At 58.8% G+C, this 25,232-nt stretch carries 21 protein-coding genes and 3 pseudogenes; 14 read left to right on the top strand and 10 right to left on the bottom strand.

Annotated elements, in window-relative coordinates:
- Positions 1-33: 33 nt before the first annotated feature.
- Positions 34-234 (top strand): hypothetical protein, encoded by a 201-nt coding sequence (locus WDM24_RS05665; protein ID WP_338830705.1) that lies wholly within the window; start codon positions 34-36, stop codon positions 232-234.
- A gap of 22 nt (positions 235-256) precedes the next feature.
- Complete coding sequence (locus WDM24_RS44255) at positions 257-406, top strand: FAD-dependent monooxygenase (RefSeq protein ID WP_349259400.1); 150 nt, start codon at positions 257-259, stop codon at positions 404-406.
- Between the two features lie 578 nt (positions 407-984).
- Here the strand turns inward: WDM24_RS44255 and WDM24_RS05660 are convergent.
- Positions 985-1,182, bottom strand: a complete 198-nt coding sequence (locus WDM24_RS05660; RefSeq protein ID WP_338830704.1) for a hypothetical protein — start codon at positions 1,180-1,182, stop codon at positions 985-987.
- Positions 1,183-2,080: 898 nt separating this feature from the next.
- Between WDM24_RS05660 and WDM24_RS05655 the strand changes: the two genes are divergently transcribed.
- From WDM24_RS05655 to WDM24_RS05645, 3 genes are all read left to right on the top strand, one after another.
- Positions 2,081-2,275, top strand: a complete 195-nt coding sequence (locus tag WDM24_RS05655; protein ID WP_224924198.1) for a hypothetical protein — start codon at positions 2,081-2,083, stop codon at positions 2,273-2,275.
- An 804-nt stretch (positions 2,276-3,079) separates the two neighbouring features.
- The gene (locus WDM24_RS05650) at positions 3,080-3,421 is read left to right on the top strand and encodes a hypothetical protein (protein WP_338695889.1); all 342 of its coding nucleotides are present in this window, start codon (positions 3,080-3,082) and stop codon (positions 3,419-3,421) included.
- Between the two features lie 404 nt (positions 3,422-3,825).
- Positions 3,826-4,038 (top strand): hypothetical protein, encoded by a 213-nt coding sequence (locus WDM24_RS05645; protein ID WP_207835018.1) that lies wholly within the window; start codon positions 3,826-3,828, stop codon positions 4,036-4,038.
- Here the strand turns inward: WDM24_RS05645 and WDM24_RS44330 are convergent.
- The gene (locus WDM24_RS44330; RefSeq protein ID WP_414645689.1) at positions 4,022-4,342 is read right to left on the bottom strand and encodes a transposase; all 321 of its coding nucleotides are present in this window, start codon (positions 4,340-4,342) and stop codon (positions 4,022-4,024) included. The genes WDM24_RS05645 and WDM24_RS44330 overlap by 17 nt on opposite strands.
- Positions 4,343-5,225: 883 nt before the next feature.
- On the opposite strand from WDM24_RS44330, the gene WDM24_RS05635 reads away from it, so the two are divergent.
- From WDM24_RS05635 to WDM24_RS05625, 3 genes are all read left to right on the top strand, one after another.
- Positions 5,226-6,062, top strand: coding sequence for a di-heme-cytochrome C peroxidase (locus WDM24_RS05635; RefSeq protein WP_338830703.1), 837 nt, complete (start codon positions 5,226-5,228; stop codon positions 6,060-6,062).
- Between the two features lie 459 nt (positions 6,063-6,521).
- On the top strand, positions 6,522-6,719 hold the full coding sequence (locus tag WDM24_RS05630) for a hypothetical protein (protein WP_338701886.1): 198 nt from the start codon (positions 6,522-6,524) through the stop codon (positions 6,717-6,719).
- Between the two features lie 580 nt (positions 6,720-7,299).
- A complete protein-coding gene (locus WDM24_RS05625) occupies positions 7,300-7,641 on the top strand; it encodes a globin domain-containing protein (protein WP_224924937.1) in 342 nt (113 codons plus the stop codon).
- On the opposite strand, the gene WDM24_RS44325 is transcribed toward WDM24_RS05625, so the two are convergent.
- The gene (locus tag WDM24_RS44325; RefSeq protein ID WP_224924196.1) at positions 7,528-8,187 is read right to left on the bottom strand and encodes a DUF2188 domain-containing protein; all 660 of its coding nucleotides are present in this window, start codon (positions 8,185-8,187) and stop codon (positions 7,528-7,530) included. The genes WDM24_RS05625 and WDM24_RS44325 overlap by 114 nt on opposite strands.
- A gap of 765 nt (positions 8,188-8,952) precedes the next feature.
- Entirely contained in the window at positions 8,953-9,309 is a 357-nt protein-coding gene (locus tag WDM24_RS44320; protein WP_414645688.1) for a ParA family protein, read from the bottom strand.
- 215 nt (positions 9,310-9,524) lie between these two features.
- Here WDM24_RS44320 and WDM24_RS05615 point away from each other — a divergent pair.
- Positions 9,525-10,844, top strand: a pseudogene (locus WDM24_RS05615) (IS5 family transposase).
- A gap of 2,330 nt (positions 10,845-13,174) precedes the next feature.
- On the opposite strand, the gene WDM24_RS05610 reads toward WDM24_RS05615, so the two are convergent.
- The 3 genes from WDM24_RS05610 to WDM24_RS05600 all read right to left on the bottom strand — a co-directional run bounded on the left by WDM24_RS05610 (position 13,175) and on the right by WDM24_RS05600 (position 16,389).
- Complete coding sequence (locus WDM24_RS05610; protein WP_338695860.1) at positions 13,175-14,917, bottom strand: ABC transporter ATP-binding protein; 1,743 nt, start codon at positions 14,915-14,917, stop codon at positions 13,175-13,177.
- Positions 14,918-15,692: 775 nt separating this feature from the next.
- Positions 15,693-15,818, bottom strand: coding sequence for a hypothetical protein (locus WDM24_RS05605; protein ID WP_275948935.1), 126 nt, complete (start codon positions 15,816-15,818; stop codon positions 15,693-15,695).
- 313 nt (positions 15,819-16,131) lie between these two features.
- Positions 16,132-16,389, bottom strand: coding sequence for a hypothetical protein (locus WDM24_RS05600; protein ID WP_176529000.1), 258 nt, complete (start codon positions 16,387-16,389; stop codon positions 16,132-16,134).
- A gap of 1,007 nt (positions 16,390-17,396) precedes the next feature.
- Here WDM24_RS05600 and WDM24_RS05595 point away from each other — a divergent pair.
- Both WDM24_RS05595 and WDM24_RS05590 read left to right on the top strand, forming a co-directional pair.
- Positions 17,397-17,828, top strand: a complete 432-nt coding sequence (locus WDM24_RS05595; RefSeq protein WP_338830702.1) for a hypothetical protein — start codon at positions 17,397-17,399, stop codon at positions 17,826-17,828.
- 691 nt (positions 17,829-18,519) lie between these two features.
- Positions 18,520-18,756: a hypothetical protein gene (locus WDM24_RS05590; protein WP_176529002.1), complete on the top strand. Its 237-nt coding sequence runs from the start codon at positions 18,520-18,522 to the stop codon at positions 18,754-18,756.
- Between the two features lie 420 nt (positions 18,757-19,176).
- Here the strand turns inward: WDM24_RS05590 and WDM24_RS05585 are convergent, their stop codons facing one another.
- Positions 19,177-19,449 carry an IS3 family transposase gene (locus WDM24_RS05585; protein ID WP_338695849.1) on the bottom strand — a complete coding sequence of 91 codons (273 nt, stop codon included), beginning with the start codon at positions 19,447-19,449 and terminating at the stop codon, positions 19,177-19,179.
- Positions 19,450-19,469: 20 nt separating this feature from the next.
- Positions 19,470-20,288 carry an IS3 family transposase gene (locus tag WDM24_RS05580; protein WP_338830701.1) on the bottom strand — a complete coding sequence of 273 codons (819 nt, stop codon included), beginning with the start codon at positions 20,286-20,288 and terminating at the stop codon, positions 19,470-19,472.
- Positions 20,289-20,641: 353 nt separating this feature from the next.
- Between WDM24_RS05580 and WDM24_RS05575 the strand changes: the two are divergent.
- The 3 genes and pseudogenes from WDM24_RS05575 to WDM24_RS05565 all read left to right on the top strand — a co-directional run.
- Positions 20,642-21,912: pseudogene (locus WDM24_RS05575) on the top strand (IS256 family transposase).
- Positions 21,913-22,318: 406 nt separating this feature from the next.
- Entirely contained in the window at positions 22,319-22,894 is a 576-nt protein-coding gene (locus WDM24_RS05570) for a hypothetical protein (RefSeq protein ID WP_338830700.1), read from the top strand.
- Between the two features lie 25 nt (positions 22,895-22,919).
- Positions 22,920-23,809 (top strand): annotated as a pseudogene (locus tag WDM24_RS05565) (IS3 family transposase); the annotation flags it as partial.
- Between the two features lie 69 nt (positions 23,810-23,878).
- Here the strand turns inward: WDM24_RS05565 and WDM24_RS05560 are convergent.
- A protein-coding gene (locus WDM24_RS05560) for an IS3 family transposase (protein ID WP_338830699.1) occupies positions 23,879-25,230 on the bottom strand; the annotation gives its coding sequence in 2 pieces (ribosomal slippage) (positions 23,879-24,894 and positions 24,894-25,230; 1,353 coding nt in all).
- Between the last annotated feature and the right edge of the window lie 2 nt (positions 25,231-25,232).

Here is a 25,232-nt window from a genome sequence, read left to right as displayed (position 1 = left end):
TCGTCCTGTATCGCCTTCCGACGGGCCGAGTAGTTGGCGGCGCTGCCGCTATCGAAAGAACTGTGCTATCTGTTCTTCTTGGAACGCACGGACGAAAAGCTTCGTATTCTGCAAGATCAGGTGTGCGACTATCTCCGTAAACTGCTCGCCCCCTTTACGGCGCCCGAACTGGTCGCGGCTGCCAAGGTGATCGGAAGACAAGCACATAAGCTACCGCCCATTTCATTTACATAGCTATCGCCCATTTGATGTCTTGATGATGCCAGCCCCCTGGCACCGTGGCCGTGTCGTGCTATTGGGCGACGCGGCCCATTCGTTGACGCCGCAAATGACATCCGGCGGCGGTATGGCAATCGAGGATGCACTGGTTCTTGCCCAGGAACTGGATCGCAACGACGACTTGTAGACTTCGCTCGTGACCTATTGCCGTCGGCGCGAGCAAAGGGTCAGTCGCGTATACGACATCGCATGCGCCATTTGCCGGGAACAGCGCAAACCGGAGCTGGCCGGGACCATTCGATGGGCCTTCTTCGTGAAGGCTACGCGTTTCTGGCTACGCCCGTCTGATCGGAAGCAGGCGAAGTCAGCTGGGAAGGGACGGACGTCGATTCCGCGGTGGCAGGGCCACGTCCGTGGACCGAATGCAAACTCCGTACTCACTTCGGCCCACAACAAGTATGTCACGAGAAGGGGAACTGTATGACAAGACAGGCGGGGTCGCTGCAGGGATGGATTTTGACATCTGCCCCATGGATGACGATTTTTGGAGTGGTTCTGTATCGCCAGTCCTGCCGTTTATGATGAAAGATCTTGCGCAGAACACCGAAGCGCAAGTATTGGTTCCGACGGTGCTTGCCGGGTCGGCGGTGATCATCGCGATCCTGTCGCCATTCGTAGGCGTTTTCTTCAAGCGCGTTGCACGCAAGAGTACTTTGATAGCGACGCGATCGCGGAATCGGCGCCGGTCTGGCTTAACGACATCTATCACATCATCGCGAGCCGGATGATCGTCGGCGCTGCCGAGGCAGTAGTGACGGCGGTCGCAACTCCGTAGCAATAAGCGAATGGCCCGCTTTGATAGAGAACTTCCTGCACTGTCTTGTCCGCCAGCGATAGCTGCAACTCAATACCTTTGGTCCCGAGCACGGCAACAGACTTTATCTGTTCGTTCGTCACGGCCATTGATTATGCTCGCATCTCGCTGATGATGATGTGATCGCAAAGCACCCCGGTTTCATCCTCAAAGTAAGCTCTCACATCGTGGCGAGGCCGACAACGGGCGGACACGCTTTAACTCTCGATCAGCCTGCGCAGGATGGCTTCCGCGCGCATCCCGACGGCCGTGTGGTGCTGCGCCGCCTTGATGGACTTGAACCGCCCCGGATCATTCTGAGCGATGTCAGGATCAGCTAGGAGACGCTGGAAACGCGCCCTGCGTCACGCCTGTATGGGACGAAGGCGCGGGAGGATCGCCGGCCGCTCTTCAACACTGACCCGCTTCTCGCTCGGCACTTCCAGTCGCCTCCTCTTGAGGCTATGAGTCTAGCGCAACTCCCGGCTCGTGTGGAGGAGGTTCCCGGGATGATACGGATTAATCAAGACCGGCCGAATTCGACAACGAGGGATGGCTCGATTAGTATTCCGGACCAATCTCGCCTGCGCCTTTGTTGAGCCTCCGATATGAAACGACCGTTGATCGCCGCCGCGCTCCTCCTCCTGACCGATTCGTCTGTGAATGCCCAAAGCGCACTAACTGACGCGGAACGTGGAGCTATCCACAAAGCGCGCGAATTTTGTATCGAAGCTCTTGGCCGTGACCGCCGTCGAATATTTTTCGGAAACAGCGACACCGCCGACGCGTTTCACGCACAGGTTAATGAGTGCGCAATGCGCATCATGCCTCGTTACCTGCCTCCCGCGAGCCGTTGAGGCTAGTCTGGGTATGTTTCTTGTTTGCGTGCAGCCGCGCTCGGTTGACGGCATGCACGCCCGATGGCTCCGAATTTGCAGGATCATCGGTCCGAGCCGATTTCACATGACGAGGGCTGCTCCCGAGGGCAGCAAGGTGGATGGTTGGATAGTGACTGTCGCCATCTTCAAGAAAGACAGCGACGACGACGAAGACTTCGGGCATGTAACTTACACGGTTGCGGTCACCGATCCGGCGGAAGCCGTGAAGCTGACCCTGAAAGACTGCGGCGCAAAGGCCGCAATGCTAACTGCCCGATCGAAAAGGAGCAGTTGCAAAGGCTCGGCCTGGAGCCCGGCGCGCTGATAGCTATACACGATGACGAGGTTGATCCAATCATCCCGCGCCCCAGACGTGACTAAAAGCGCCGCACGTCTGATCTCGTTCAGTCGCGTCCGGTTCATGACATGCACGTCCGGAAGCTGCCACCACAGTGCAGGTAGTCAGTCTGCACAAGGTGTGAAAGCAAGCCGTTTTGCGTCTCTGCAGCGTGACCGTCTGGCACGCGAGTTGCTGAGCCCTGTTGGCTTGGTTGCTTATTGATGACCCTCGTGAGACGGCCAAGTCTCCACCAGCAACTCGTGCGGGCGGCTCCTTCCGCCGTCCGCACGCTTTTCATTGATCGCCCTAGCGCCGCGTTTCGTGTCGATCATGACCCGTGAAGAGGCTGTGCAGCTTTTCGCCTCCCTGACTGTCTGGCACGCGAGTTGCTGAGAGACGTTTGGATTTGGCTTCTCATACTTTTGCACAACCCCCGTGAGATGGCCAAGTCCGCGCAGCCTTAACTAGCGCTAGCGGCTCCTCCAGCCGCTCGCGCGTCTTTCCGTAGCATCGGCCTAGCGGCGCGGCGTGGAGATCATGCTATGACCCGTGAAGAGGCCTTGAAGAACGCCATTGAGGCACTCACACAGTGGTCCCAAGGGACGGTCGCAACAGCTGTCGTGCTTGCCGCGATCGCGAAGCTCGAACTGACTAGGCCGCCGCCCAGACGGCCTCGAAAACGGAAAGTCACTTCCTACGCCAGCGATCGCTGGAGGCTGGTGCAATGGACAGACCACATTATACTGGCCTTCGAGGCTGCTATTCGTCTGCCGATGAGGGGAGGCGCACATGAGCATCAACCCAGCTTCTCGAAGCTATAGTATTCTCATCGCAGACGCGGCCGTATCTGTCGTTAATACGGCTTGCACAGCATGGCGGCTGCACGACCGGACCGACAGAGAAGGCACAAGTGATCGGACCATAAGCGAAAGCGAAGAGATCGACCAAAACAAAAAGCCGGCGCAGTGGCCGGCCCCGCAAATCTTCAATAGCTTGATATGCTCAATGGAAGTACATCATAATCACTTCGATATCCGACGTGATGCGGGGCTGACGGTCAGTCAAGTGAGCGTCCACAATGCGGCGCGCAACCAAGTGCGTAACGATATCTCCGAGATCGCGGGCGGCTGAGAGAATGGTCCATACCTCAGCTAGTAGCGCTTGGCGTTCTGGCGGGACGGACATGCCCCTGTCCTCCTCAAGCCGGAACGACACGGACGGGAGCATCGGATATCGTCGCCTCGTATTCACCAAAGAACGGCCATCAATGGACGCTCCTATGTGCTTTTCGATGTATAGAACGAGGCCGGCACGAACCGCCTCAATGAACTCGGTCGCCGTCAGTCAAATGATCTCTTTGCTCTCCATCTCCCCCCTGAGGTACGCCGAGATGCTTTGAAACGCCGCGCCCAGCGTGCCGCCGAGCGAGGAGACGATGGCGAGCGCGACCCCGGCGCGGAGGATCGAGTACTCGCCCGAGGTGACCCCGCGGGCAGGATCACGGCTCCCAGGTTCGGCATCCGCAGCGGAAGACGTTGCGCAAGACGATGGCGATCAAACGCGATCACTTCGCGGTCGTCGTCCGTCACTGGGTTGTCGTGCATGTGGTCGATAGCAGCGAGGTCGATGGCTTCACTGCTGCGGGCCGTCTCGGCGACGACCAACTCGATTTGCTCGCGCTTCAGCGCAGTGAGCCGCTGCGCCTTCGCAATCAACGTGCCAGCCGCTCGGTCATTTGCGGCACTTGACGAAAGCGACCTGAACAGCCGGCTCCAGGTACACGACGTGATCGCCTTCAGGACGCGGTGCACGAAGATGGATTTCATCTCGATCTCGATTACCCCGGAGAGCTTGGTGTCGCCACACCGTGAGCAGCCCGCGGGCAACGCCATTGCGCCGCGCCACCTCGGAGATGTTCGCCCCCTCCTCGAAGCTCTCCGCTACGATCCGGGCCTTCTCTTCGCCCGTCCATCGCCGCCGCTGTCCGGTGATCACCTCGACCCGACGATAGGAATCACCTTCCTGCCTGGCATCAAGCATGGTATTTGCCATCGTTGCACCTCCACCGATCAGCTCATGCCAGGCTGTATCGCAGGCGAGCCTCACGATGGCGAGGTGGGGGCTTCATGCCGGTTACGTTGATCCAACCCGATCGGTCAGGGGATGCGGGGCCTTGGGCGACGTAACACGACCTGCGACGAAAATTCGTTGCGATCGAAGGTGCAGATGCGCTTGCGCCGCCCGCCCCTATGTCCCTATGTCCCTATGTCCCCGCACGTACGATCTGGGGAACGGCGGCGCAAGAGGACTGGCCCCTGGGCGATGAGGCTGATGCTGATCAATTGTCGACGCCCTACACACAAAGATCCGGTACGATGATCGATCGTATCGTACCGCGCTCGTTGCGGAATCAGCAACAAGAGGTCTGCCCAACGACTCTTTGTGCTTTTCAGAAGAGAGCTTGGCCAACGATTTCACGGTCCGAGACTTTGATACCCCGATGCGGTGAGACGCATGTTGCCCGGCAGCGCACGCCAATACCTAGCCAGGCCTCCAAAGCGATCGTCAGTCTCTGGAGACAAATCGGCGTGGGTCTGGTTCGCTACGGCAAGTTCTGCGATTAGTAAGGCTACCGATACACCGCTAGCCGGTGCCTTCTCCCAAGACTTGGTAGGTTGAACTTAGTTGGACAGCGCCCTCTAATGACCAATGATCAGGCGACCTGCAAGCCGAAAGGCGAGCCCAAGTTTGCCGGAGACGGCGTGGGGTTTCGGCGAACGTCTCTTCGGGCGATTTTGACAATGGAAGCGGTAGGCCACACGATGCTCCGTACTCTCATTCTAATTGCCTTAGCGTTTCGTCACGACAAGATCGAGCGCTCAGGGTACCGACGCCAACCCTATCTATGTTGACCAAGGTATGGATTGGACCGCGTATGGATTGGACCGCGGCAGCGAGAGCGGATTTCTATTCGCGCGATCAGGGTTCGCGTTTGATTTCGTTATCTTGGATGCAGGCCCTGAAGCAAACGAACGGACAGCCGTTCCTCGCGGATGGCTTGTCACGGTACGGGTATCTACGGAATCCTGCAAACACGGCCAACCTTCCCGCCGGCTTTCACGCTTCTGGCCCTCAAGACTTCCAGGTCGTCGGAATGACCAGCTCGGCATGTCACTCGCGCCAGATCGAAGTTGACGGCAAGGTGTATCGGGTGGATGGCAGTCCGGGGTTTGTAGACTTCTACGCACTGCTTGGCGGCCTGGACAAGGCAGTCGGCGACGTGATCGCCAGCGACAGCTCGTTCGCTCCGTTTTCTGCAGCTGTTCTGCGGTCCGCAACGCCGGATGCGGCCGATGTTGCGGATCTTCGTCGACAGGTAGATGGGTGGTACTTGCGGTTTCACACGCTCATGGTGCGTGCGCTGCCCAAGAACGGCTGGGGAGTTGGCCGTCTGGATGCTGTAGGTATGATTTTCAAGCGCATATCCGGACTGGACATCGGCCCGCCACCCGACTTCATGATCCCGGAAAACATGAAAACCGCGGACGCTCCTGTGAGATACCCATTCCTTTGGAATTCGCCGCGACAGGACAAAAGACAATGGCCTGGATTCGCCAAAGATGGAAGTGACATCTTGGGGCTAGCTCGGAACGTTGGCGAGGTTCTGGGGGTATTCACTACGTTCGAGCCGATGCGTCAGGGCGCGATCATCAATTTCCTCGACAATAACTCCGCCAATTTCGACGGCCTGAGTGAGCTTGAAGCTTGGTAAAGTGAATCGGCACTCCGAAATGGCCCTGGAAGATTGACGCTGCTTTAGCCCCCCCGAGGCAAGGGTGAAAGGGATTCCGCTGAAGGGGGGTGTCGCGAATGCCACGGGATTGAAGACGGAGAGCAACGCATTCTATTCATCAAAACATGGAGGACTACGGTCCAGAACGTTGGTACCGATACACGAGAATACGACGTCCTCGCCTGGAAAGCGAAGACGGGCGTGCTGAAGGGAGCGTACATCCCTTCGCGACCGTCCCACTCAAGGAGAACGATGAGATCCTTAACATTCTTGCGACCTCGGTCATTGGTTCGATCGCAGAACACCTGTTGGCCGGCGGCGCGCCTTCCACTAACGCACGGGTGGCAGCGGCGCCAGACCCGGGATCGTCGGACACACCGGAGTCTCTGGGGCTCGTGCGACTACCACCAACGCTGCAGGATTTGCTAACGGCTTTCGATACTGCCAGCACCTCCGAAGCAATCAAAAAGGCCAAGCGGCAGGGAGCAGCCGTGGGGCGCCTACGAGGCTCGTGTTCTGCAGGGTATTTGGGCCGCCGCACCTCATCTTCATAACGGCTCGGTCCCTACCCTGGCGGAATTGCTCAAGCCATCAGGGGATGCGCAAACCGCAGTTCAGCGTTGGACGGAAATATGACATTGAAGACGTTGGTCTTGCTGCGACCCAGGAAGCCGCTGAGCGAAACTCTGTCTGTCACGGATTGTAGTAATATCAATTCTGGAAATAGCCCATGCGGACACGAGTACGGGACCAGTTTAAGCGACCGAGACAAAGAGGCGTTGCTTGAATACCTCAAGACACTGTGACCCGCTCCGGCGCTCCCTCTTTGACCGGTTTCCAGCATGCTGTCGGTCACAGTATGCTCGCTTATCGGCACGAGCCTTGAAACGGAGATCTGATCCAGCACAGCTGCTCAAGGAAGCGCAAGTGATGGCTTACAAATTATCGCGTTTCTACCGTTTGCGTCGCTTGTGCATACGAAACGAGGTTTCACATGACACCAATCTCAATACCACATCACAAAGAATGCCTTCGCTGTGGTTCTGGGTTAGTCACCAGCGAGTGGCATGAACGCGTCAATGCGAACGAAGTTCAGGTTCTTTGGCGCTGCTGGAACTGCAAACACCAATTTATCTCCGTCGTCACTTCCCACGAAAGGGAGCCGTCAGTCGCTGAGATCACAAAACCATTCTTTACGAGCCTGCTCGTCTGACCAATGACGCCCGAGCAGGTCGACCTTATCAGGATATCGTTTGACGCGATGTGGCCGGTCCGTCGCGACCTCGCTGACCTGTGTTACAACAGGTTCGTTGAACTAGCTCCTGATGCAAGAGATATGTTCGGCGGCGATATCGAGCAGCAGCGGATGAAGGCGCTGGATATGATCACCGCGCTGCCCGCCTCGCTCGACGAAAGACCGATGTTCCAATCGCTGATCACGCTTTCAGGTCACAAGCACGCCAGACTTTGCGTTCAGCCATCGCACTTCGTCGCAATGGGCGAGGCGTTGATGTGGAGCTTTGATTGCAAATTCGGCCCTTCTTTCACCCCGAGCTGAGGGAATCGTGGCGGACGCTTTACGCCACCGCCCAGAACGAGATGCTGCGCGCGGCCGGCCGGCAGAGTTCGTTTTGACAACGGCGGGCGAGAAGCCTAATTCGTGACCCAATCGTGGGTCTCCGGTCGGCTGGAGACACACGAAAAAACCTTGTCGCGCGAACAGTGTTCGTGCTCCTGAGCTGACGTTCCGAGATTCGCTGAATTGGAAACTCACGCCAACGCGCTTCGATGAGTCCTGCGGAGAAATGAAATTCGTAGTGACCGCCTTGACGTTCCGCCATACGATCGATGACCCATCGGCGTTTTCGATCGGCATCGAGCGTGGGTGCGTATCTGGGGCTCCAGCCCGATTAGCCGGACGGTGGGTATAGGTCTTGGTGCCATATGTCCACTCGTTTCTGAACCTGTGGTCATGGCCCTGAACTAGAACCTGAGCGTCGCGTCCTGCCTTTCCCTCCTTGTGGGCTGCGTCGACCGCGGCGCGGATCGCCTCTTCCTCAGTGGCGTAAGCGCCGGAGTGCTCACAATGAGCGCAACCCTCCACTGGCCTTCATGGCGCGTGACGAAGTACTGAACGCTTTCCATAAAGCTTGGCTCCGGCATCGCCCCCGTGATCGATAGACGGGTCGTACTCTGCAAATCTGCCGCGGTCGCCTCAACTACCGTTTTGGTGGGCTCCCAAGGAGCAGTGCCTTGTAGTGATAGGGCTGGCCTGTTTGCTGTGACCGCGGGGACCAACTGCCGCGCCTTGGCCGCTTCCCTTATTACGAGAGCTGGAACGTAGCGGCTTCAATCGGCGAGATCGAGTATCGAGAGCGAGATGTCGCCTAGCTGCTAGCCAATCTTCTCGCTCTCTCTCGTTGGAGTCGAAGGCTGGATTGATGGCGGATTGGGAGACGATCCATTTTTCCATTATGACCGTGATCCCAAGCTCTTTTTCCGTCTCCACCCTTGCTGCGTTGAGTGCTGCGACTGCTTGCGTTTGATCGACAACAAGCTCTCCGGTCCGGTTCTGATAGCGAACCCTTATTGCCAGCGACGATGCTGCCGACCTCGGTTGTGAAACTACGCGATTTTTTGCGCCCAGCGACGCTTCAATCTCCACACCGGCACGCGTTCCGCAACGGCTTCGGCATAGCGGTCTCGTGCAACAATCTGGCCTGGGAATGCGTACTTTCCCGCTTCGCGCAAGAGCTGCTCTAAGTGCGTCCGTTGACGAGGCGACTTGGTATTGAAATTCGAATGCAGCAAGCCGAGATTCTCGTGTCCTGGCGACCGCACCGTCGTTGGACACCGATCACGGTCTGCATCAGGCCTTTAATCTTCCAGGTAAATTGGCGCCAGCACATGCGAGGCGGCGACCAGGCAAGCGGCGCTGCGAAGCCCAAGCGATGGCGGGGTATCGATCATTCAGATATCGAACCGCTCGGCGGCATCGGCGAGATTGCTGCAGGGTCATGACGGCAGCAGCGTTGCCGCGATCGATATCCGTAAAGTCACTGTCGGCCGGCGCCAGCGTGATACCGTTGTTTTCACCAGCGACTCGGGTCGCCGGCTTGAAGAGATCGGCCGCCGAGATCGACCCTGTATTCTGCTTGATCGTGTCGGTCGCGCTGCCCTGCGCGTCAACATCGATCATCAGAACCCGGTGGCCCGCTTCCGCCATGAAACAAGCCAGATGCACAGCAAGCGTCGTCTTGCCGACACCCTTTTTAGTCGTCCGTGAAGAGCGGCTAAGTGATTGAGCTGGAATCGCATTTGTCGTTTTGGATTGTTAGGATTGCAGGGTTTTGATGCTTCGGACATCGGAACCTTGCAGTTTCATTTTCGGGATTCCGTCGAATCGCCAGTCATGATTCCGTCGTTGCATCGGAGGTGGCGATGCGACCGAAGAAGCACAAGACGACGGGATCGGGCGATCTGTTCCGGGCCAGGCTGGACCAGATCATCAATATGAAGCACGAGCTGGTTCAGCTCGCCGGCAAGGTCGATTGGGACTGGATCGACGGCGAGATCGCGCCGCTCTATAGCGAGAACGGCCGGCCGGGCATCGCGACCCGCTTCATGATCGGGCTGCTGCTCAAGCACATTTACGGCCTGTCCGATGAGGGGGTGTGGGTTGAGTCCACGACCCGTATCAGTACTTCACCGGCGAAGAGTTCTTTCAGCACGCGTTCCCGCACGAGCGCTCGGACCTGAGCCACTGGCGCAAGCGGCTCGGCGGCAAGCTGGAGCTGTTGCTGGCCGAGAGCTTGCGGGTGGCGCACGAGGCCGGCGCGTTACGCAGCCAAGACCTCAAGCGGGTCACGGTCGATACCACCGTGCAGCCGAAGGCGATCACCTTCCCGACCGACGCCAAGCTGCTGCACGCGGCGATCAAGGGGCTCAACCGCCTGGCGAGGAACGGGGTCAAGCTGCGGCAGTCCTACCTTCGCATTGCCAAGACCGCGGCAATGATGGCTGGACGCTACGCCCATGCCAAGCAATTCAAGCGGCATCACCGGCAGCTGCGCAGCCGGCTGGGCCGGATCATCCGCGATATCCGCTGCAAGATCGAAGGTCAGGCTGTGCTCGAGAACGCGTTCGCCCTCTCGCTCAGCCGGGCCACGCAGATTCGCGCGCAGCAGCAGCGCCAGCGCGGCTGGAAGCTCTATTCCTTCCACGCCCCGGAGGTGGAATGCATCGGCAAGGGCAAAGCAGCCGCGCCTTACGAGTTCGGTGTCAAAGCCTCTATCGTCACCAACAACCGCCGGGCTCACGGTGGCCTGTTCGTGCTGCACGCCAGGGCGCTACCCGATAACCCGTACGACGGTCACACCTTGCGGGACGTCATCGACCGCACCGAGACACTCACCGGCTGCGCGATCGAGCGGGCCTATGTCGACAAGGGATATCGCGGCCACGACGCACAAAATCCCCGTCGCGTCTTCATCTCTGGCCAGAAGCGCGGCGTCTTCGGTGTCATCAAGCGCGAGCTGCGCCGCCGCTCCGCCATCGAACCCATCATCGGACACCTGAAAGTCGATGGTCACCTCGGCCGCTGCTACCTGCCGTGCCGGCGATGCGGCCAACGTCATCCTCTCCGCCGTCGGCTATAACTTCCGCCGCATCCTCGCCTGGCTCAGGAAGCTCTTGCGCTTCATCCTGATCGTCCTTTGGCGCGCCTTCGCAACCCCAGTCGCCCTCAATCCCGCTTGTTAACGGACGACTTTTCATTGTTGATGACGATCGTGTTCATTGATGACTATTCCTTCCGATCGTGCTGCTCCTGCTGGCACGATCTCGATGAAACCGGCCTCTTCATCCCTGCTGTTGGTTGGAACCAACAGCCGCTACGGACCGGCGCTTTCTAGATAATCTTCAAAGCCCGGCACAAATCCCCTGCCAGAAGAGTCAGGTCGGCCCAGCCAAAGAAAAAAGACGCGCCGGATCGAAAACCAGTCCGCACGGGTCGACGGGCGGTTGATGTTGTCACCGAAGCGCAGCCGCCCTCCCCGGCGGGTTGGTTTGAACTTCCAACACGTTCCGGGCCTGCACCATATTGCGACATCAACTGCTGGAAGGACGCGACAGAACCCGAAGCCCCAGAGACAGGAAATCCCTGCTCCGCGAGAGTCAAAGGGTCCCAGCGCGAAGAACACTAAATGGCGTCAGCTCAGTTGGTTGGGCTTTCCATCTGTTGAGCGTAGTGAAGGGGTCGAGAGCCAGGAATCGACTCCCGCAGTTCTACAAAGTTCCAGTTTGAGACATGAACCTTGGCACGCTTTGTGCTGCCCCATCCTTGTCGGGATTTTGCATCACCTTCGCGGGGCTAGGAGCCAACGCCGCTCGAATCATTTCAAGCGAGCGGCGTTGTATTGTCGAAGCTCCTCGGCGAGTGATCCTGAATCCACACGTGGGCGACACTCGCCGGACCAAGGTATCAACCGCCTTGCCGAGGAAACCCCGCCAAGATCGTCTTTGGCGGCCGACAGCAATGTGAGCGTCCACAGATCGCTAACAAATCCGGAGAGGCTAGCGGGCTTATTTGTTGGCTCGCATGGGGAGCCGTCACCGCCGTCGCTTCGCGCGAGCGAGCCTTTGCGACTTGGTGCGAGACGACAAGCACAATGGCCGAATCTCGAATCTTTGAGAAGCGCCTCCTTCAGCTCGGCGGTCGATTAAGTTGACGATGCCGTTACGCCGCTTGTGCGGCACCAGCAACCGGTCGGCTCTCTGCTGAGATGTTTCGTTGTCGTGCAACACTTCGAGACTGCAGACGCGAGCGATCGCCACGGCGCGGCGCGAGATTCGCTGATGGTTCATGGATTTTGCTTTTAGCTCTGATGCCGGTAGCGGACTGGCTGCCGGCGGTTCAGAAACCGTAATCCTGAACGGCCAATGTGCTTTTGGGGTGCCCCTTCGACATGGGCGCACCGTCCCACCGAACGGGGCTGTTATACGCTAGCCCATTGATGGCCACTGATGCTATCTCGGGTTTCTGACGCCCAAGTCTACGGTTGCATACAACCTAGACGTTTGCAACAGTAATTGTCTACTCAGGGCGCGACGAAACCGCGCGCTCTCCCTTGGGTTTTCGTGCACACGGCTGCGCTCGGCCGCTCGGCTTTATCAAACTCCGAATTGCTCAAGCTCCTGCCGAAAGCGCGGACAACGAACCTGCAAGCCGTGCTTGCCGTGGCCTACTGCACTTACGATCGAAAGCCCGACGCGGATATAGACGCAAAAGACGGCGAACATGGTCAGTCCAAAGACGTGCCGCAATCCTAATTCGCTGCGTCCTCTCTGAAAAGAACGCAGCCTGTTCGTCTTAGCGATTGTTGCCGGAGATCTATCACCGGCGGACGTGATCAGACCCGCAGGTTTTCTGCGGTGCTTTTGCTCGCTTGGGGGCGACTTTGACTTCGTAAGAAATCTTTTGGCCTTCTGCCAAACCGGAGAGTCCAGCGCGCCCGCCAAGGCTCACCGCGCTTTCGGCAGCAATCGACGCCGATCGATCGCCAGCCTGTTTCGGTCCGGGTTCCTAAACCCGCGGTCAGCCTGCACCTAAAAATTCATCTCCTTTCGGGGAATTGCGTTCGCTCGCCCGTTCGGGTTGTATCGTCGTCATGACAGAACACCCGGGCGTTTCAGAAAAACCAGACTTGGGAACGAGCCGCCGATGTCACGACCGCCGAAGCGCGATCGGTGCTGTCAATCGTACCCGTCGTCGGACAGGACCTCCAGGAAGTGGTGACAGCGCTCGTCCCCAACCAAAGAGCCGAACGCTTCGAAAAATACCTTCTCCTGCTATCCGACGAGCTCAACTGGCTGGCGGTTCCTTCATAGTCCCCTCCGATTCGCGAGCTTGCGGGAAGGCTTGAAGATAGCTGACTTTTTGAGCCGCAGGCGCTGACCGCAATTACGTCATCGTATGCACAATTGACACGTCTTGATTGCGTGGGCCACTTCTTGCAATTACGAAGGCATCTCGTCCAGCAATGCGCCTACAGTGCAGACAATCAATGCGCCGGGCTGATCATCCCCTTCGCCTAGGTCAAGGACAAACCGCAGTCGGTCAGCTCGACCACGACGTCGGTTGTAGAAATGACGCCTTTGTGATGAGTGATTGCCAGCACGGTCACATCTTCCGCCAGGCTGCGAATATGGTCCAAAATGTCGCGCTCGGTTCGTTCGTCAAGCGCGGAGCTGGCCTCGTCGAGAAGAAGGATCGCCGGCTCGCCATAGAGCGCGCGGGCAATCGCAACACGCTGGCGCTCCCCGCCTGAAAGCTTCAAACCGCGTTCTCCAACGGTTGTTTCAAATCCTTCCGGCAGAGCCTCGATAATGCGGAGAATTGCGGCTTTTTCCGACGCACCGCGAAGGCGCACCTCGTCGCGGGGCCGTCCTAGCAGAATGTTGTCGGCTACCGACTCATTGAGCAACATCACGTCCTGCGGCACAACAGCAACTGCGGCATACCAATCCGTGTGATCGATGGTCGCTATATCGGTTCCATCGACCAGAATACGGCCGCAGTCTGGCTCGATCGATTTCAGGACGAGCTTGAATATTGTCGACTTCCCCGATCCGGATTCGCCGACAAGGAAGGTAATGGCGCCGCGCCTAGCCAGAAATGAGACATTCGTAACGCCACGACCGTTGTCGTAGGCATACCGAATGCCCTCGAAGGATAGCTGGCCAGCGGAGGGCGTGAAATCATGAGCATGAGATGTTCGCCGCTCTTCTGGTGCGACCCACAGTCTGGCGAGAGGAATGAGGTCGGCTCGCGACCGCGCCGCGTCAGAGATCGCGCGCGCGACCATCTCGAAGGGCGTATTGAGTTGGAGTAGAAGCGTGTTGAATAGCACAATATCGCCGATCGTGACCGCGCCGGCCCGGTATTCAGGCATTAGAAGGAGAAGTGTGACGGCAAATTGTAGCGCGATGGCTAAGCCGAGCACGGCTATGTAGGCCAATCGTTGAAACACGTAGGCTCGCCAGTTATCGCGCACCTCCCGCGCCTTCATCGTAAAGCGCTGGCTCATCCAGGAATGACTGCCGAAATGGCGCAACGTGTCCATGGAGTTCATGACGTTGCCGACGAAACGCGCATTCTCCTGTCCGGCTTCGATGGCCCGGTCCAGAAACACGCGCGCCCGACGCGTGGAATTCCACCCCAATGTAATCGCGACAGCCCCATAAGCGACGACGATTGCAGCGATTTGGATATTGACGAGCACACCGAGAGTAGCGAGCGTAAGCAGAAGTTGCGCTGCAGCCGGGATGAATATCATAATTCCAAGCTGGACCAACGTCGTCAACCCGCTGCACCCGCGCGCGGCCGCACTCTGTATCTCCACGGGATTGTGCTCAAGAAAAAAGGCCGAGGTTTTTCTCAGGATGCGATCGAAAAAGCGAGTTGCAGCGATGAAGCCCAGGTTCTCGGCTGTCATGAAGGAAAGATACTGCAGCATGCGCTGCAATGCGGAGGCTATGCCGAGCAGGACCGCATAGCCGGCGAATCCCCAGGCAAGCGCCGACATGCCTTCCCCCCGCGGGAGACGATCAATGAGACTCGAAAATACATAGGGGGCTGCGACGCTGCTCGCGCTGGAGATCAGCACCACTGTGGCAACGATGAGAAGCAAGCGCCGATCGGATCGCCAGTACGCATGCAGAATTTCGGAAACCGGCGACAATGCGCTGTCGTTGACCTGATCTGCGGTTGATCCAGGGAATGGGGCTTTGCTTACACTGAGAGAGCCGACATGGCCTTGCGATCTGGATTCCATACGATCTCACGTAAAGATGCGGCTCTGTGGAATTTGCTGCCGTTTACCGTTACTAGACTCCAACCCAGTTTTGTCCAGCACCGTCATCCAACCCCGCCAAATCTTGGTAGGTTGTCGCCCGGGTTCTCACATGAGAGAAGTTATAGTGTGGCTCGACACGCTGCCGCGCCACACGACGAGAAGCCCGATCACGCTATCAATAGGAACAGACATGAAGAGCGCAACTGCAGACACGTCTAAGCGGCCATCGCGGCCCGATACAACTGACCTCCTCTTACCGGTGCTGCCACCTCCCACTATTGTGGGGCCGAAGGGCCCCTCCCTAACGACGGCGCTAATGAACGCTACCTTTAAGATCATTCTTCACTCCGTTACCGCCTCTCACACGAGAGGCGGTAACGTTTAAGTCGAGGAACAAATGCTCAAGGCCACTCTGAAAATAGCCGACTTGGAAAACTATGGCGTTCATTCGGTCGTAATAGCCCTTGCGTCTACGGATCAGTTTCGTCAGCACTACCAGAAATGCATGTACTGGCCCGCTCGATTTTATCGTGATCGAGGCCGCTCGCCGGGGTCCTCGGTTGCGTGTACGAGCAGGCCATATAGGTAGCCTCCCAATTTACTTCCATGTGGAGGAGCGCACTCGTACGGTTACGCCCTCCTGGAATTTCGTGGATCTTTTGGATAACTCGGGAACGATTGATACAGAAATCATAGCCCATCATCCATCTATGAGAACGTTCTATTCTGCGCGGCAGGCCTGCGTTGGCGCTAATCAGTTAATCTGCTGCGGCTGCATGGAACACTCGGCCGTCCCGGCAGCGGCCATGGTGCCGAACGGGGCGTTTGCGTAGGTGATGATACGAACCGCCGCGCGATTTTCGATGGAAACAAGGGCCATCGGCGTCCTCTCTCCTGCCGCGCACCGGCTGCTCGGGGCCGTGGTCTCCATCGGAGGCACCCTCACATTCTGGATGAACTTTCCAACCTTATAACGGATGCAAAGTGACCGCGGATGAGGCAGCCAAATCGGCATCCGGCGGTCGCTCGAACAATCTCGCTTGAAAAAGGCTGGCCGATCTCCGCGTTGAGGTGGCCCGGGACTACGTGCCGAAAGACACGCTGGGTGCACTTGAGAAGCGCGTTATCGACGCGATCAATGCCGCCGGCAGTGCATTGACAGCCTGGCGAAACACGGCAGCACTAAGATTCTGTCACTGATGAAAATCGGCTTCATTCGATTCTTGTTCTTCAGTGGGCGCAGGGGCTAGCGAGCCATCGGCCTGAACGATCATCTTGGGCGAGAGGGGCGCGCCAAGCGGCGGAACTGCTGATCGCCGGATCTGCGGCGGATATCGCCGGGAAAACGCCGCAATGAGGCGCTGGCGGCGGCCAGCTTTTTCCACCACCTTCTCGATGGTCTTCTCTTTGGAGCGTAGCGCGGCGCGGTGCGTCGGCGTTGGCGGTTCCACTCCTGTACGTCCGTTAACAGCCACATTACCTCACCTGCTGAAGTGCTCGCCCACGGACAATTTGGCTCTTCAGCCCAACGAGCGATTGTTCGAGGCGTGGTCTTGAAGTGCGCGGCCAGTTGGACCGCTGTCATTAAGATGCCGATAAGGCCGATCGATGTCGGTCCAACATCCGCAGTGATGCTCCCCGTGCTGTCTTTCATTGCTCGCGAGCCGCCCCTAGCCAAGCGACCACGAGCGGGCGGCAGCTTGCCATTCATGAGCGATACTCTTCGCACACGCCGCGAGAATATGATCTTGATCAGCCTAAAGAGCTAAGTGCTCGTCACCGCGAACTCATCAGGGCCTCCGCGCTGGCGGATGACCTCTCGGAGTGCAGATGGCTTCTCAGGGGCGGAAGAGCGAATAGCGGCCTCGAAGGCCGGTATGAATTTGAGCCGGTCCATTACAGCACACTCCACAAAGCCATCGTGAGTGTCAGTCGGGGAAACGAGCTTTTGGTTTTGAGGCCGGCTAGGGGGCGGCCCAGTCGCCGTGAGCTGCGCAATCGTCGCGAGAACTACGCTCGTTTCGGTCGTTCCCCCAGACCAATCTCCGAGCGCCGCGATGGCGCCTTCCAAAGCCTTTTCACGGCTCATGTGAACTATCTCCCCAGCGAGCCTGTTGCAGAAGACCGGTAGAACCCAGGAAAAGAGGCGCGGGCGTCTGGAGGAGCCGCCCGCGCGAAGTTTGCTACGCCAAGCTTGGCTGCTGGGGTTGCGTGAAATAAACAGCCAAGCCAAAAGGCTCTCAGCAACTCGCGTGCCAGACGGTCACGAACTTCAAGTGTAGAGATAAGCGGTGCCAGTCTTTTCGCCCGTCGTAGCCTGACCTCGACAGAGCATGGCGGCTAGCGCCACGATGGAAAGCCGCGCGGGCGGTGGCTGAGGGACCGCCCGCACGAGTTACGGTGCGAGGACTTGGCCCTCAATCAATAAGCGACCAAGCCATACTTGGCTCAGCAATCAATGGGCCAGACGGCCACATTGCGCAGAGAGGCAAACGGCGCGCTTTCATACCTTGTGCAGACTAACTACTCGCGCGAGCGGTGCTTTCCGGACGACAATGTCACGAACCGGACGCAACTGAGCGACATCAGACGTGCCGCGTTAATGACGACGAGCGTGCGAAATAGTCGGACTGATCTCGTCATCGTGCACGATGAGAAGCTCGCCGGGCTTCACGCCAAGTCTTCGCAACTGCTCCTCTTCGATTGGGCAGTTGAGCATTGCGGCTTTTGCGCCGCATTCCGCGATGGTCATCCTCACCACTTCCGCAGGATCGGCGACGGCCCCCACGCAAGCTATGTGCCCGAATTCTTCGTCATCGTCGCCATCTTCCTTGAAGAAAGCCGCTGTCACTATCCAACCATCCATCTTGTTGAGCTCCGTGGGCCCTGAGCTGCCGAACCTCTTAAGATCCCGAGGCATCGGACACCGCGGCTGAACACGAGGACGGCCACCTCATTGCATAAATATTACGACCGCGGCGATGGCGAGCGAGGTTAGTCCCATCAAAATGACGTATGCGATATACGGAAGGTCGCCACGCACTACACATCTCTAGCACTTGACGGAGCGTGCACTCCGAGACGCGGCACACCAGCACAGGCCGGCACGCGTTCCGCACCCTGACACGGCAACCCGAGCCCTACACCTACTTGTCTGCATAGGTGCCAACCTGACGGCGACGCCATTAGACGTTAGCACGCGCTCAACCTGCGGAGTATCTCGTTGACGCATCGCGGGGAGAAGGTCCGACCTCCCGCAACCGAATCCCAATAGGGATCGGGCTGGAAGCCAGCTATTCAATTGAACCACCATTTGGTGCAGCACCCTTCGATTGTACGGACGCAATGGCACCTCTCAATCAGACGAGCGAGCATGAAGTTCTGAGTGCCCGAGATTGTTATAGGTTGCTTGCTCACGGTCGCCACTTTCGCGGTGGGAATGGCCTTCCTACTCGGTCGCAAACTATGGGAAGCTCCCTGCCGTCATCGAAGCTATGCAAGTAAGCCTGAGCGTGCACGCAGAGCCGCCAACTCCGGTCAACTACGACCACAACCATCCCCCTGCGAGCTCTGCTGTCCTCATGCCTGGCGAGCCCCGCAATGATCTGGATGACGGGCTTGCGTGGAATGAAGTGGAGCTTGACGACTACGAAGGTGACCGCCCCGATTTCGGCGACATGCATCTTTTCTTCTTCGGGTATCGCGGCACGTTCACAAGCGGCCACACTCCCGAGCGTGCTGGCGATAAGATCACCGAACACGCCCGCTCGTCGAGTTTAACGGTGGCTGCGAACACAACAGTCAAACCTGATGAGTAAGGAAGCGGGATGACAAAACACGGTTCGATCATTGAAGAGTTGCAGCGAGAGCGAGCGAACATTGATCAGCTTTTGGCAGATCTTGAGGTCGCCAAGTCCGCGTCCATGCGGTGGACGGCTCCGAGGCCGTTGACACAGCCGAATATGTGGATGGCCTCAGGCAAGCCTGCTTAACAAAGCAATTGCGGCCTAAGGAACATGGATACCTGAAGTTAGTTATCCACGACGGCCGGGCCGCCGTCACGCAAGATGTGCCGGTATCCTTGATTAGTCATCCACTTGGTCCGGGCGATATACGTCTCATACGCTCGGCGGGCGCGCTGCGGCTCGCGTTTAGGATTGATGCGCAATACGATCTCCGCTACCTCTCGCCAGTCTGCGCACTCTGCGTCTGATCTTCCCCCGAGAAAGTGGACTGGTTTAGGCGGCTTTTAGCTCCATTTCGATCGGGGCGATATATCCCAGGGCGGAATGGAGCCTTATTCGGTTGTAGAAGCCTTCGATGAAGGCGAAGATATCGCGCTGGGCCTCGGCGCGGGTCTTGTAGTTGCAATGATGAACGAGCTCAGTCTTCAAGGTATGGAAGAAGCTCTCCATCGGAGCATTGTCGTAGCAATCGGCCTTGCGGCTCATCGATGCGGTGATGCCGGCGCCTGCGAGAGCATTGCGATAGGCGTGTGAGGCATACTGCACACTTCGATCGGAGTGGTGGATCAACCCGGCTGGGGCCGTTGTTGCTGGATGGCCATCGTCAGTGCCGCTGCTGCGAGTTCGACCTGCATATGATCGCGCATGGCCCAGCCGACGATCTTTCGACTGAAGAGATCCATCACGGCCGCGAGATACAGCCAGCCCTCCGCGGTCGGGATGTAGGTGATATCGGCGAGCCAAATCCGGCTCGGAACCGGGGCTGAGAAGTCGCGCGCGATCAGGTTCGGCGCGATCGGCAGGTTGTGACGGCTGTCGGTGGTGCCCACACGGCGCGGCGGCGCCATGATGGCGCGGATACCGTGCCGACGCATCATCCGCTCGATCCGGCCGCGGCTGGCGCCGCGGCCCTGCCTCCGCAGGACGGCATGGACGCGGGGACTGCCGTAGCGGCCGTTGCTGTCTTGATGGACTTGCCGGATCGCGGCCAGGAGCGCGGCATTGGACTTTGTCCGCTTACTCACCGGGCGATCGCGCCAGGCGTAATAGCCGGCCGGCGAGACCTCGAGTACGGCACACATCAGCCGTACCGGATAGGCATCGCGGTGATCCTCGATGAAGCGGAAGCTCATGTCCGGGTTCCGGCAAAGATCGCGATCGACTTTTTTAAAATGTCGCGCTCCATGCGCAGCCGTTCGTTCTCCTGGCGCAACCGGGCGATCTCCGAAGCCTGGTCCGCCGGACTTATCCACCCAGCGCCGCAACACCGAGTCTCGCAGACCAAGTTCCTTGCCAACCGACGTAATCGAGCGGCCGCTCGACACCACCAGCTCAACGGCTTGCCGCTTGTACTCCTCGGTAAACGACCGACGTTGACGTTCCATTCGACACCTCCGCGCTCAATGAGCCTACTACAGGTGTCCACTCATTCGGAGGAGGTTCAGTCCGCTTCCAGCATGCGCATGTAGGTGACGGCGTGCTCCCGGTCATAAGGCGTCAAGGCCTGATCGCTCGGGGCGATATCCCATGGCGGTCTTTGCATCGGATGCAACTTCGGTTCGTCACAACCTAGAGCGTGATTACTTTAGTTTTGGCCATATCCGGCGTCGGCGAAGTAATTGGCACATTCGGCGGGTGAGGAGCTATCGCTGAAAGTTGGTGACGGCGGGAATCGGGAAGGCGGCATATCGTGGGGGTGCTTGACGCCTCCACTTCTCCACCGAAGGAGCGATATGCCGTGTCCAAAGATAACATCATCAAGTTGATTCAGCCAGGAAACGTCGACGATCAACTCACCGAAATCTTGCGCAATGGGGCGCGTGCTCTGTTGGCCCAGGCGGTCGAGGCCGAGGTCGCGGACTTTCTCGGCAAGCATGCCGATTTGAAGACTGCGGACGGCCACCAGCGCGTCGTGCGCCACGGTCACCTGCCGGAACGCGAGGTGATGGATGGTATCGGTCCGGTCGGCGTCCGCCAGCCGCGTGTACGCGATCGCGAGGCGGAGGCTACCGATCCCGACCGCATCCGGTTCTCTCCGTCGATCCTGCCGCCCTACATGCGCCGCTCGAAATCGATCGAGACGCTGCTGCCGATCCTTTACCTGAAGGGTATCTCCACCGGCGACTTCTCCGAGGCTCTGGCGGCGCTGCTCGGCAAGGATGCTGCCGGGTTGTCGGCATCCGCCAGCGGCCGTCTGAAGGACGGTTGGCTTGACGAACACACCGCGTGGCAGAGGCGCGATCCGTCGGCGAAGCGCTACGTCTACATCTGGGCCGATGGCATCCATCTCCAAGCACGCCTCGAAGACGAAAAGCATTGCATCCTGGTGCTGATCGGCGCGACGCCGGAAGGCCGCAAGGAACTGGTCGGCTTCACCGATGGCGCCCGCGAGAGCGCGCAGGACTGGCGCGATCTGCTGCTCGACCTGAAGCGGCGCGGGCTCGGCGTGCCGCCGCGGCTCACCATCGCCGACGGCGCGCTCGGGTTCTGGAAGGCCGCCGGCGAGGTCTGGCCGAAAACGCGCGAGCAGCGCTGCTGGGTACACAAGACCGCCAACGTGATCGCCAAGTTGCCGAAGAGCCAGCAGCCTAAAGCCAAACGCGCGTTGCAGGAGATCTGGATGGCCGAAACCAAGGCCGCCGCCGAGCTGGCGTTCGAGGCCTTCATCGAGAGCTATACGCCCAAATACGAGAAGGCGGCCGACTGCCTGAGCAAGGATCGGGACACGCTACTGGCGTTCTACGACTTCCCGGCCGAACACTGGAAACACCTGCGGACCATCAATCCCATTGGAAGCACCTTCGCTACCGTGCGCCACCGCACGATAGCCTGTCCAACAGAACGGCGCTCGCGATGGTCTTCAAACTGCTTGAGGCCGCGCAGAAAAGCCGGCGTTGTCTCGATGGCCACAACCAGTTGCCAAAACTCGTTCTCGGTGTGACATTCAACGACGGGATCGAGGTCATCGCCAAACCGACTGACCGTCAGCCCATACCCGCCGCCGCCTGACCGGCCGCGCCGTCACCAAAATTTGGCGATAGCTCTTCTGTCCAGCACCGTCATCCAACTGCCGACATTGGTAGGTTGTCGCCCGCCTTCTCACATGAGAGACCTTCCATTGTGGCTCGACACGGTGCCGCGCCACTCTCTCTCTGGCTTTTACTGAAGCCTAGATTTGAGACGACGAGAAGCCCGATCACCCGGAGATTGACATGAAGAGCACAACTGCAGACGCGCCTAAGCGGCCATCGCGGCCCGATACAACTGACCTCCCCTTACCGGTACTGCCACCTCCCACTATTCAGGGAGAGAAGGGCCCCTTCCCTAACGACAGCAGTAACTTCGGCTACCTTTAAGATCATTCTTAACTCCGTTACCGCCTCTCCCACGAGAGGCGGCAACGTTTAAGGAACCAATGCTCAAGGCCACTCTGAAAATAGCCGACTTGGAAAACTACGATCCTGTTGCCAAAGGCAGTTCGATACAGGTTGGTGAAAGCTACATCCGGCCGTTCCAACATAAGAGTCTTGAGAGTTCGTTAGTGAAGAACACTGAACAATGGTTCTTCGTCATACGTGAGCGTCAAGTAGCGGCGGACGAGGCTGGCGTTCATTCGGTCGTAATAGCCCATGCGTCTATGGATCAGTTTCGTCAGCACTACCAGAAATGTATGCACTGGCCGCTCGATTTTATCGTGATCGAGGCGGCTCGACGGGGCCCTCGGTTGCGTGTACGAGCAGGCTATATAGCCAGCCTCCCAATTTACTTCCACGTGGAGGAGCGCACTCGTACGGTTACGCTCTCCTGGGATTTCATGGATCTCTTGGATAAATCGGGAACGATCGATACAGAAATCATAGCCCATCATCTATCTATGAGAACGTTCTACTCTGCGCGACAGGCCCGCGTTGGCGTTAATCTGCTGACTGCTGGCGCCACCTTGTACGTCGACAGATTGAGCTGCTGCCGGTTTGATGGACACCGAGATTAGGTGTTTCATGAAGCCGGAGGTGGCGATGAAAAGACGGAAGTTCAGCCGCGAGTTCAAGGTCGAGGCGGTCAAGCTGGTGCGGGAACGTGGGGTGTCGGTGGCGCAAGCTGGCCGTGACCTGGATGTTCATGAGAATGTTCTCCGCAAATGGGTGAAGGAGTTGGGCTCCGACCCGGCGCAAGCCTTTCCCGGCCACGGGCAGATGAAGCCGGAGCAGCAGGAGATCGAGCGGCTGCGCCGTGAGGTCGCCAAGCTGAAGGCCGAGCGGGATATCCTAAAAAAGGCCGCAGCCTACTTCGCGAAGGAAGCGACATGAAGTTCGCCTTCGTCGCGAAGCACCGGACGATCTGGCCGGTGGCATGGCTATGCGATGCGCTGGGAGTGTCGCGGTCGGGCTTCCATGCCTGGCTGAACCGCTCTCCCAGCGCCAGATCCCGCAGCGACGAGGAGCTCGGCGGCAAGGTCAAGGCCAGCTTCGCCGCCAGCGACCGCACCTATGGCGCACGCCGGGTGTGGCGTGACCTGCTCGCCGACGGGGCGGATTGCGGCCTGCACCGGATTGAGCGGCTGATGCGCCTGCAAGGCTTGCGGGCGCGGCCGCGACGTCGGCGCTTACCGAAGGACAGCGGCGATCGACAGCTCGAGACCGTACCGGCGAACCTCCTTGACCGGCAGTTCGCCGCCGAGCGGCCGAACCAGAAGTGGATCGCCGACTTCACCTATCTCTGGACGGCCGAAGGCTGGCTCTATGTCGCAGCGGTGATCGACCTGTTCTCACGCCGCGTGGTGGGCTGGTCGATGAGTGCCGCCATGACGGCACAGCTCGTGACGGACGCATTGTTGATGGCCGTCTGGCGGCGCGGCAAGCCGGATGCGCTGTTGCATCACTCCGACCAGGGCAGCCAGTACATGTCCGTCGTCAGATAATTTGAGACTAATCAGGCTTTTCGAGAAGGGAGGCTCTGGCTCATCTGTTGTTGGAGTTTAAGCGGCCTGCAGTTGGTGCTGCAAGCGGCGGTTTGCGATGGTCTCACGCTTGATGCGCTGTCGTTCGGTTAGGATGGTCTCGGCTCTGCCGAAGTAGACGTCAGCCGGGGTCAGGTTTTTGATGCTCTCATGATAGCGGACGTGGTTGTAATGCTCGACGAAGGCGCCGATCTGCCGTTCGAGGTGGTGAGGTAGATAATAGTTCTCGAGCAGAATGCGGTTCTTCAGGGTCTGATGCCAGCGCTCGATCTTTCCCTGGGTTTGGGGATGATACGGAGCGCCGCGCACGTGCTGCATGCCCTTGTGTTCGAGCCACCTGGCCAGATCGTCCGCGACGTAACTCGAACCATTGTCGCTGAGAAGCCTCGGCCGGTGCGCGACGGTGATGTGGTCAAGGCCGGAGGCCGCGAGTGCCTGGTCGAGTGTGGCCGTGACGTCGGAGGCACACATCGTGGGACCAAGCCTCCAGGCGACGATGTAACGCGAGAAGTCATCGAGCACGGTCGACAGGTAGTACCAGCCCCAGCCGGTGATCTTGAGGTAGGTAAAGTCGGTCTGCCAGAGCTGGTTGATGGCGGTGGTCTTGTCCTTGAACTCGTTCACCGCCTTGATCACCACATAGGCGGGGCTGGTGATGAGGTCATGCGCCTTCAGCAGCCGATAGACCGATGCCTCGGAGACAAAATACTTCCGTTCGTCGGTGAACCGCACGGCCAGCTCGCGCGGCGACAGCTCGGGCAGCTCCAGCGCCAGGTCGATGATCTGGCCCCGCACATCGTCGGGGATGCGATTCCATATCCGGTCAGGTCGAGACCGGTGGTCAGCCAGCGCCTCGACGCCGCCATCACGATAGCGATCATACCATCTATAAAACGTGGCGCGTGGGATCCCGAGCTTGTCCAGCGTGCGCTTGGCCGGCAGGTGCGACTGCTCGACCAACTGGATGATCTCGGCCTTCTCGGACGCAGGATATCTCATGCCTCGTCCTCCCCATCCCCGTTCATGCTTTTTTTGAGTAGGCGGTTCTCAAGGGTGAGGTCGGCCACGACTTCCTTCAATGCGGCCGTCTCACGACGGAGATCCGTCACCTCGCCGGAGGTCGCCGCACGCGCCGTATCGCCCGCCAGGCGGCGCTTACCGGCTTCGAGGAACTCCTTCGACCAGCCGTAATACATTGAGGCGGCAATGCCCTCACGCCGGCAGAGCTCGGAGATGTTCTCCTCGCCCCGCAGTCCTTCCAGCACGATGCGGATCTTCTCTTCCGCCGAATACTGCCGGCGGGTCTGGCGCCGAATGTCCCTTAGTACCTGTTCTGCCGGCGCTTTGCCCGGTCCGGATTTCTGCTTCATCT

Origin of the sequence: Bradyrhizobium sp. 27S5, assembly GCF_037217225.1 — a bacterium.
GTDB classification, from domain to species: Bacteria; Pseudomonadota; Alphaproteobacteria; order Rhizobiales; family Xanthobacteraceae; genus Bradyrhizobium; species Bradyrhizobium septentrionale.
The sequence above is the reverse complement of the archived record's forward strand: the minus strand, read 5'-3'. Positions and strand labels throughout refer to the sequence as shown.

What these genes read in the sequence shown, in the direction of transcription:
- WDM24_RS44255 (WP_349259400.1), top strand. Translation starts at nt 257, where the DNA reads ATGATGCCAGCCCCCTGGCACCGTGGCCGTGTCGTGCTATTGGGCGAC.
- WDM24_RS05660 (WP_338830704.1), bottom strand. Translation starts at nt 1,182, where the DNA reads ATGGCCGTGACGAACGAACAGATAAAGTCTGTTGCCGTGCTCGGGACC.
- WDM24_RS05650 (WP_338695889.1), top strand. Translation starts at nt 3,080, where the DNA reads ATGAGCATCAACCCAGCTTCTCGAAGCTATAGTATTCTCATCGCAGAC.
- WDM24_RS44330 (WP_414645689.1), bottom strand. Translation starts at nt 4,342, where the DNA reads ATGGCAAATACCATGCTTGATGCCAGGCAGGAAGGTGATTCCTATCGT.
- WDM24_RS05635 (WP_338830703.1), top strand. Translation starts at nt 5,226, where the DNA reads ATGGATTGGACCGCGGCAGCGAGAGCGGATTTCTATTCGCGCGATCAG.
- WDM24_RS05625 (WP_224924937.1), top strand. Translation starts at nt 7,300, where the DNA reads ATGACGCCCGAGCAGGTCGACCTTATCAGGATATCGTTTGACGCGATG.
- WDM24_RS44320 (WP_414645688.1), bottom strand. Translation starts at nt 9,309, where the DNA reads ATGGCGGAAGCGGGCCACCGGGTTCTGATGATCGATGTTGACGCGCAG.
- WDM24_RS05610 (WP_338695860.1), bottom strand. Translation starts at nt 14,917, where the DNA reads ATGGAATCCAGATCGCAAGGCCATGTCGGCTCTCTCAGTGTAAGCAAA.
- WDM24_RS05605 (WP_275948935.1), bottom strand. Translation starts at nt 15,818, where the DNA reads ATGGCCCTTGTTTCCATCGAAAATCGCGCGGCGGTTCGTATCATCACC.
- WDM24_RS05595 (WP_338830702.1), top strand. Translation starts at nt 17,397, where the DNA reads ATGGGCCAGACGGCCACATTGCGCAGAGAGGCAAACGGCGCGCTTTCA.
- WDM24_RS05590 (WP_176529002.1), top strand. Translation starts at nt 18,520, where the DNA reads ATGCCTGGCGAGCCCCGCAATGATCTGGATGACGGGCTTGCGTGGAAT.
- WDM24_RS05580 (WP_338830701.1), bottom strand. Translation starts at nt 20,288, where the DNA reads ATGGAACGTCAACGTCGGTCGTTTACCGAGGAGTACAAGCGGCAAGCC.
- WDM24_RS05570 (WP_338830700.1), top strand. Translation starts at nt 22,319, where the DNA reads ATGCTCAAGGCCACTCTGAAAATAGCCGACTTGGAAAACTACGATCCT.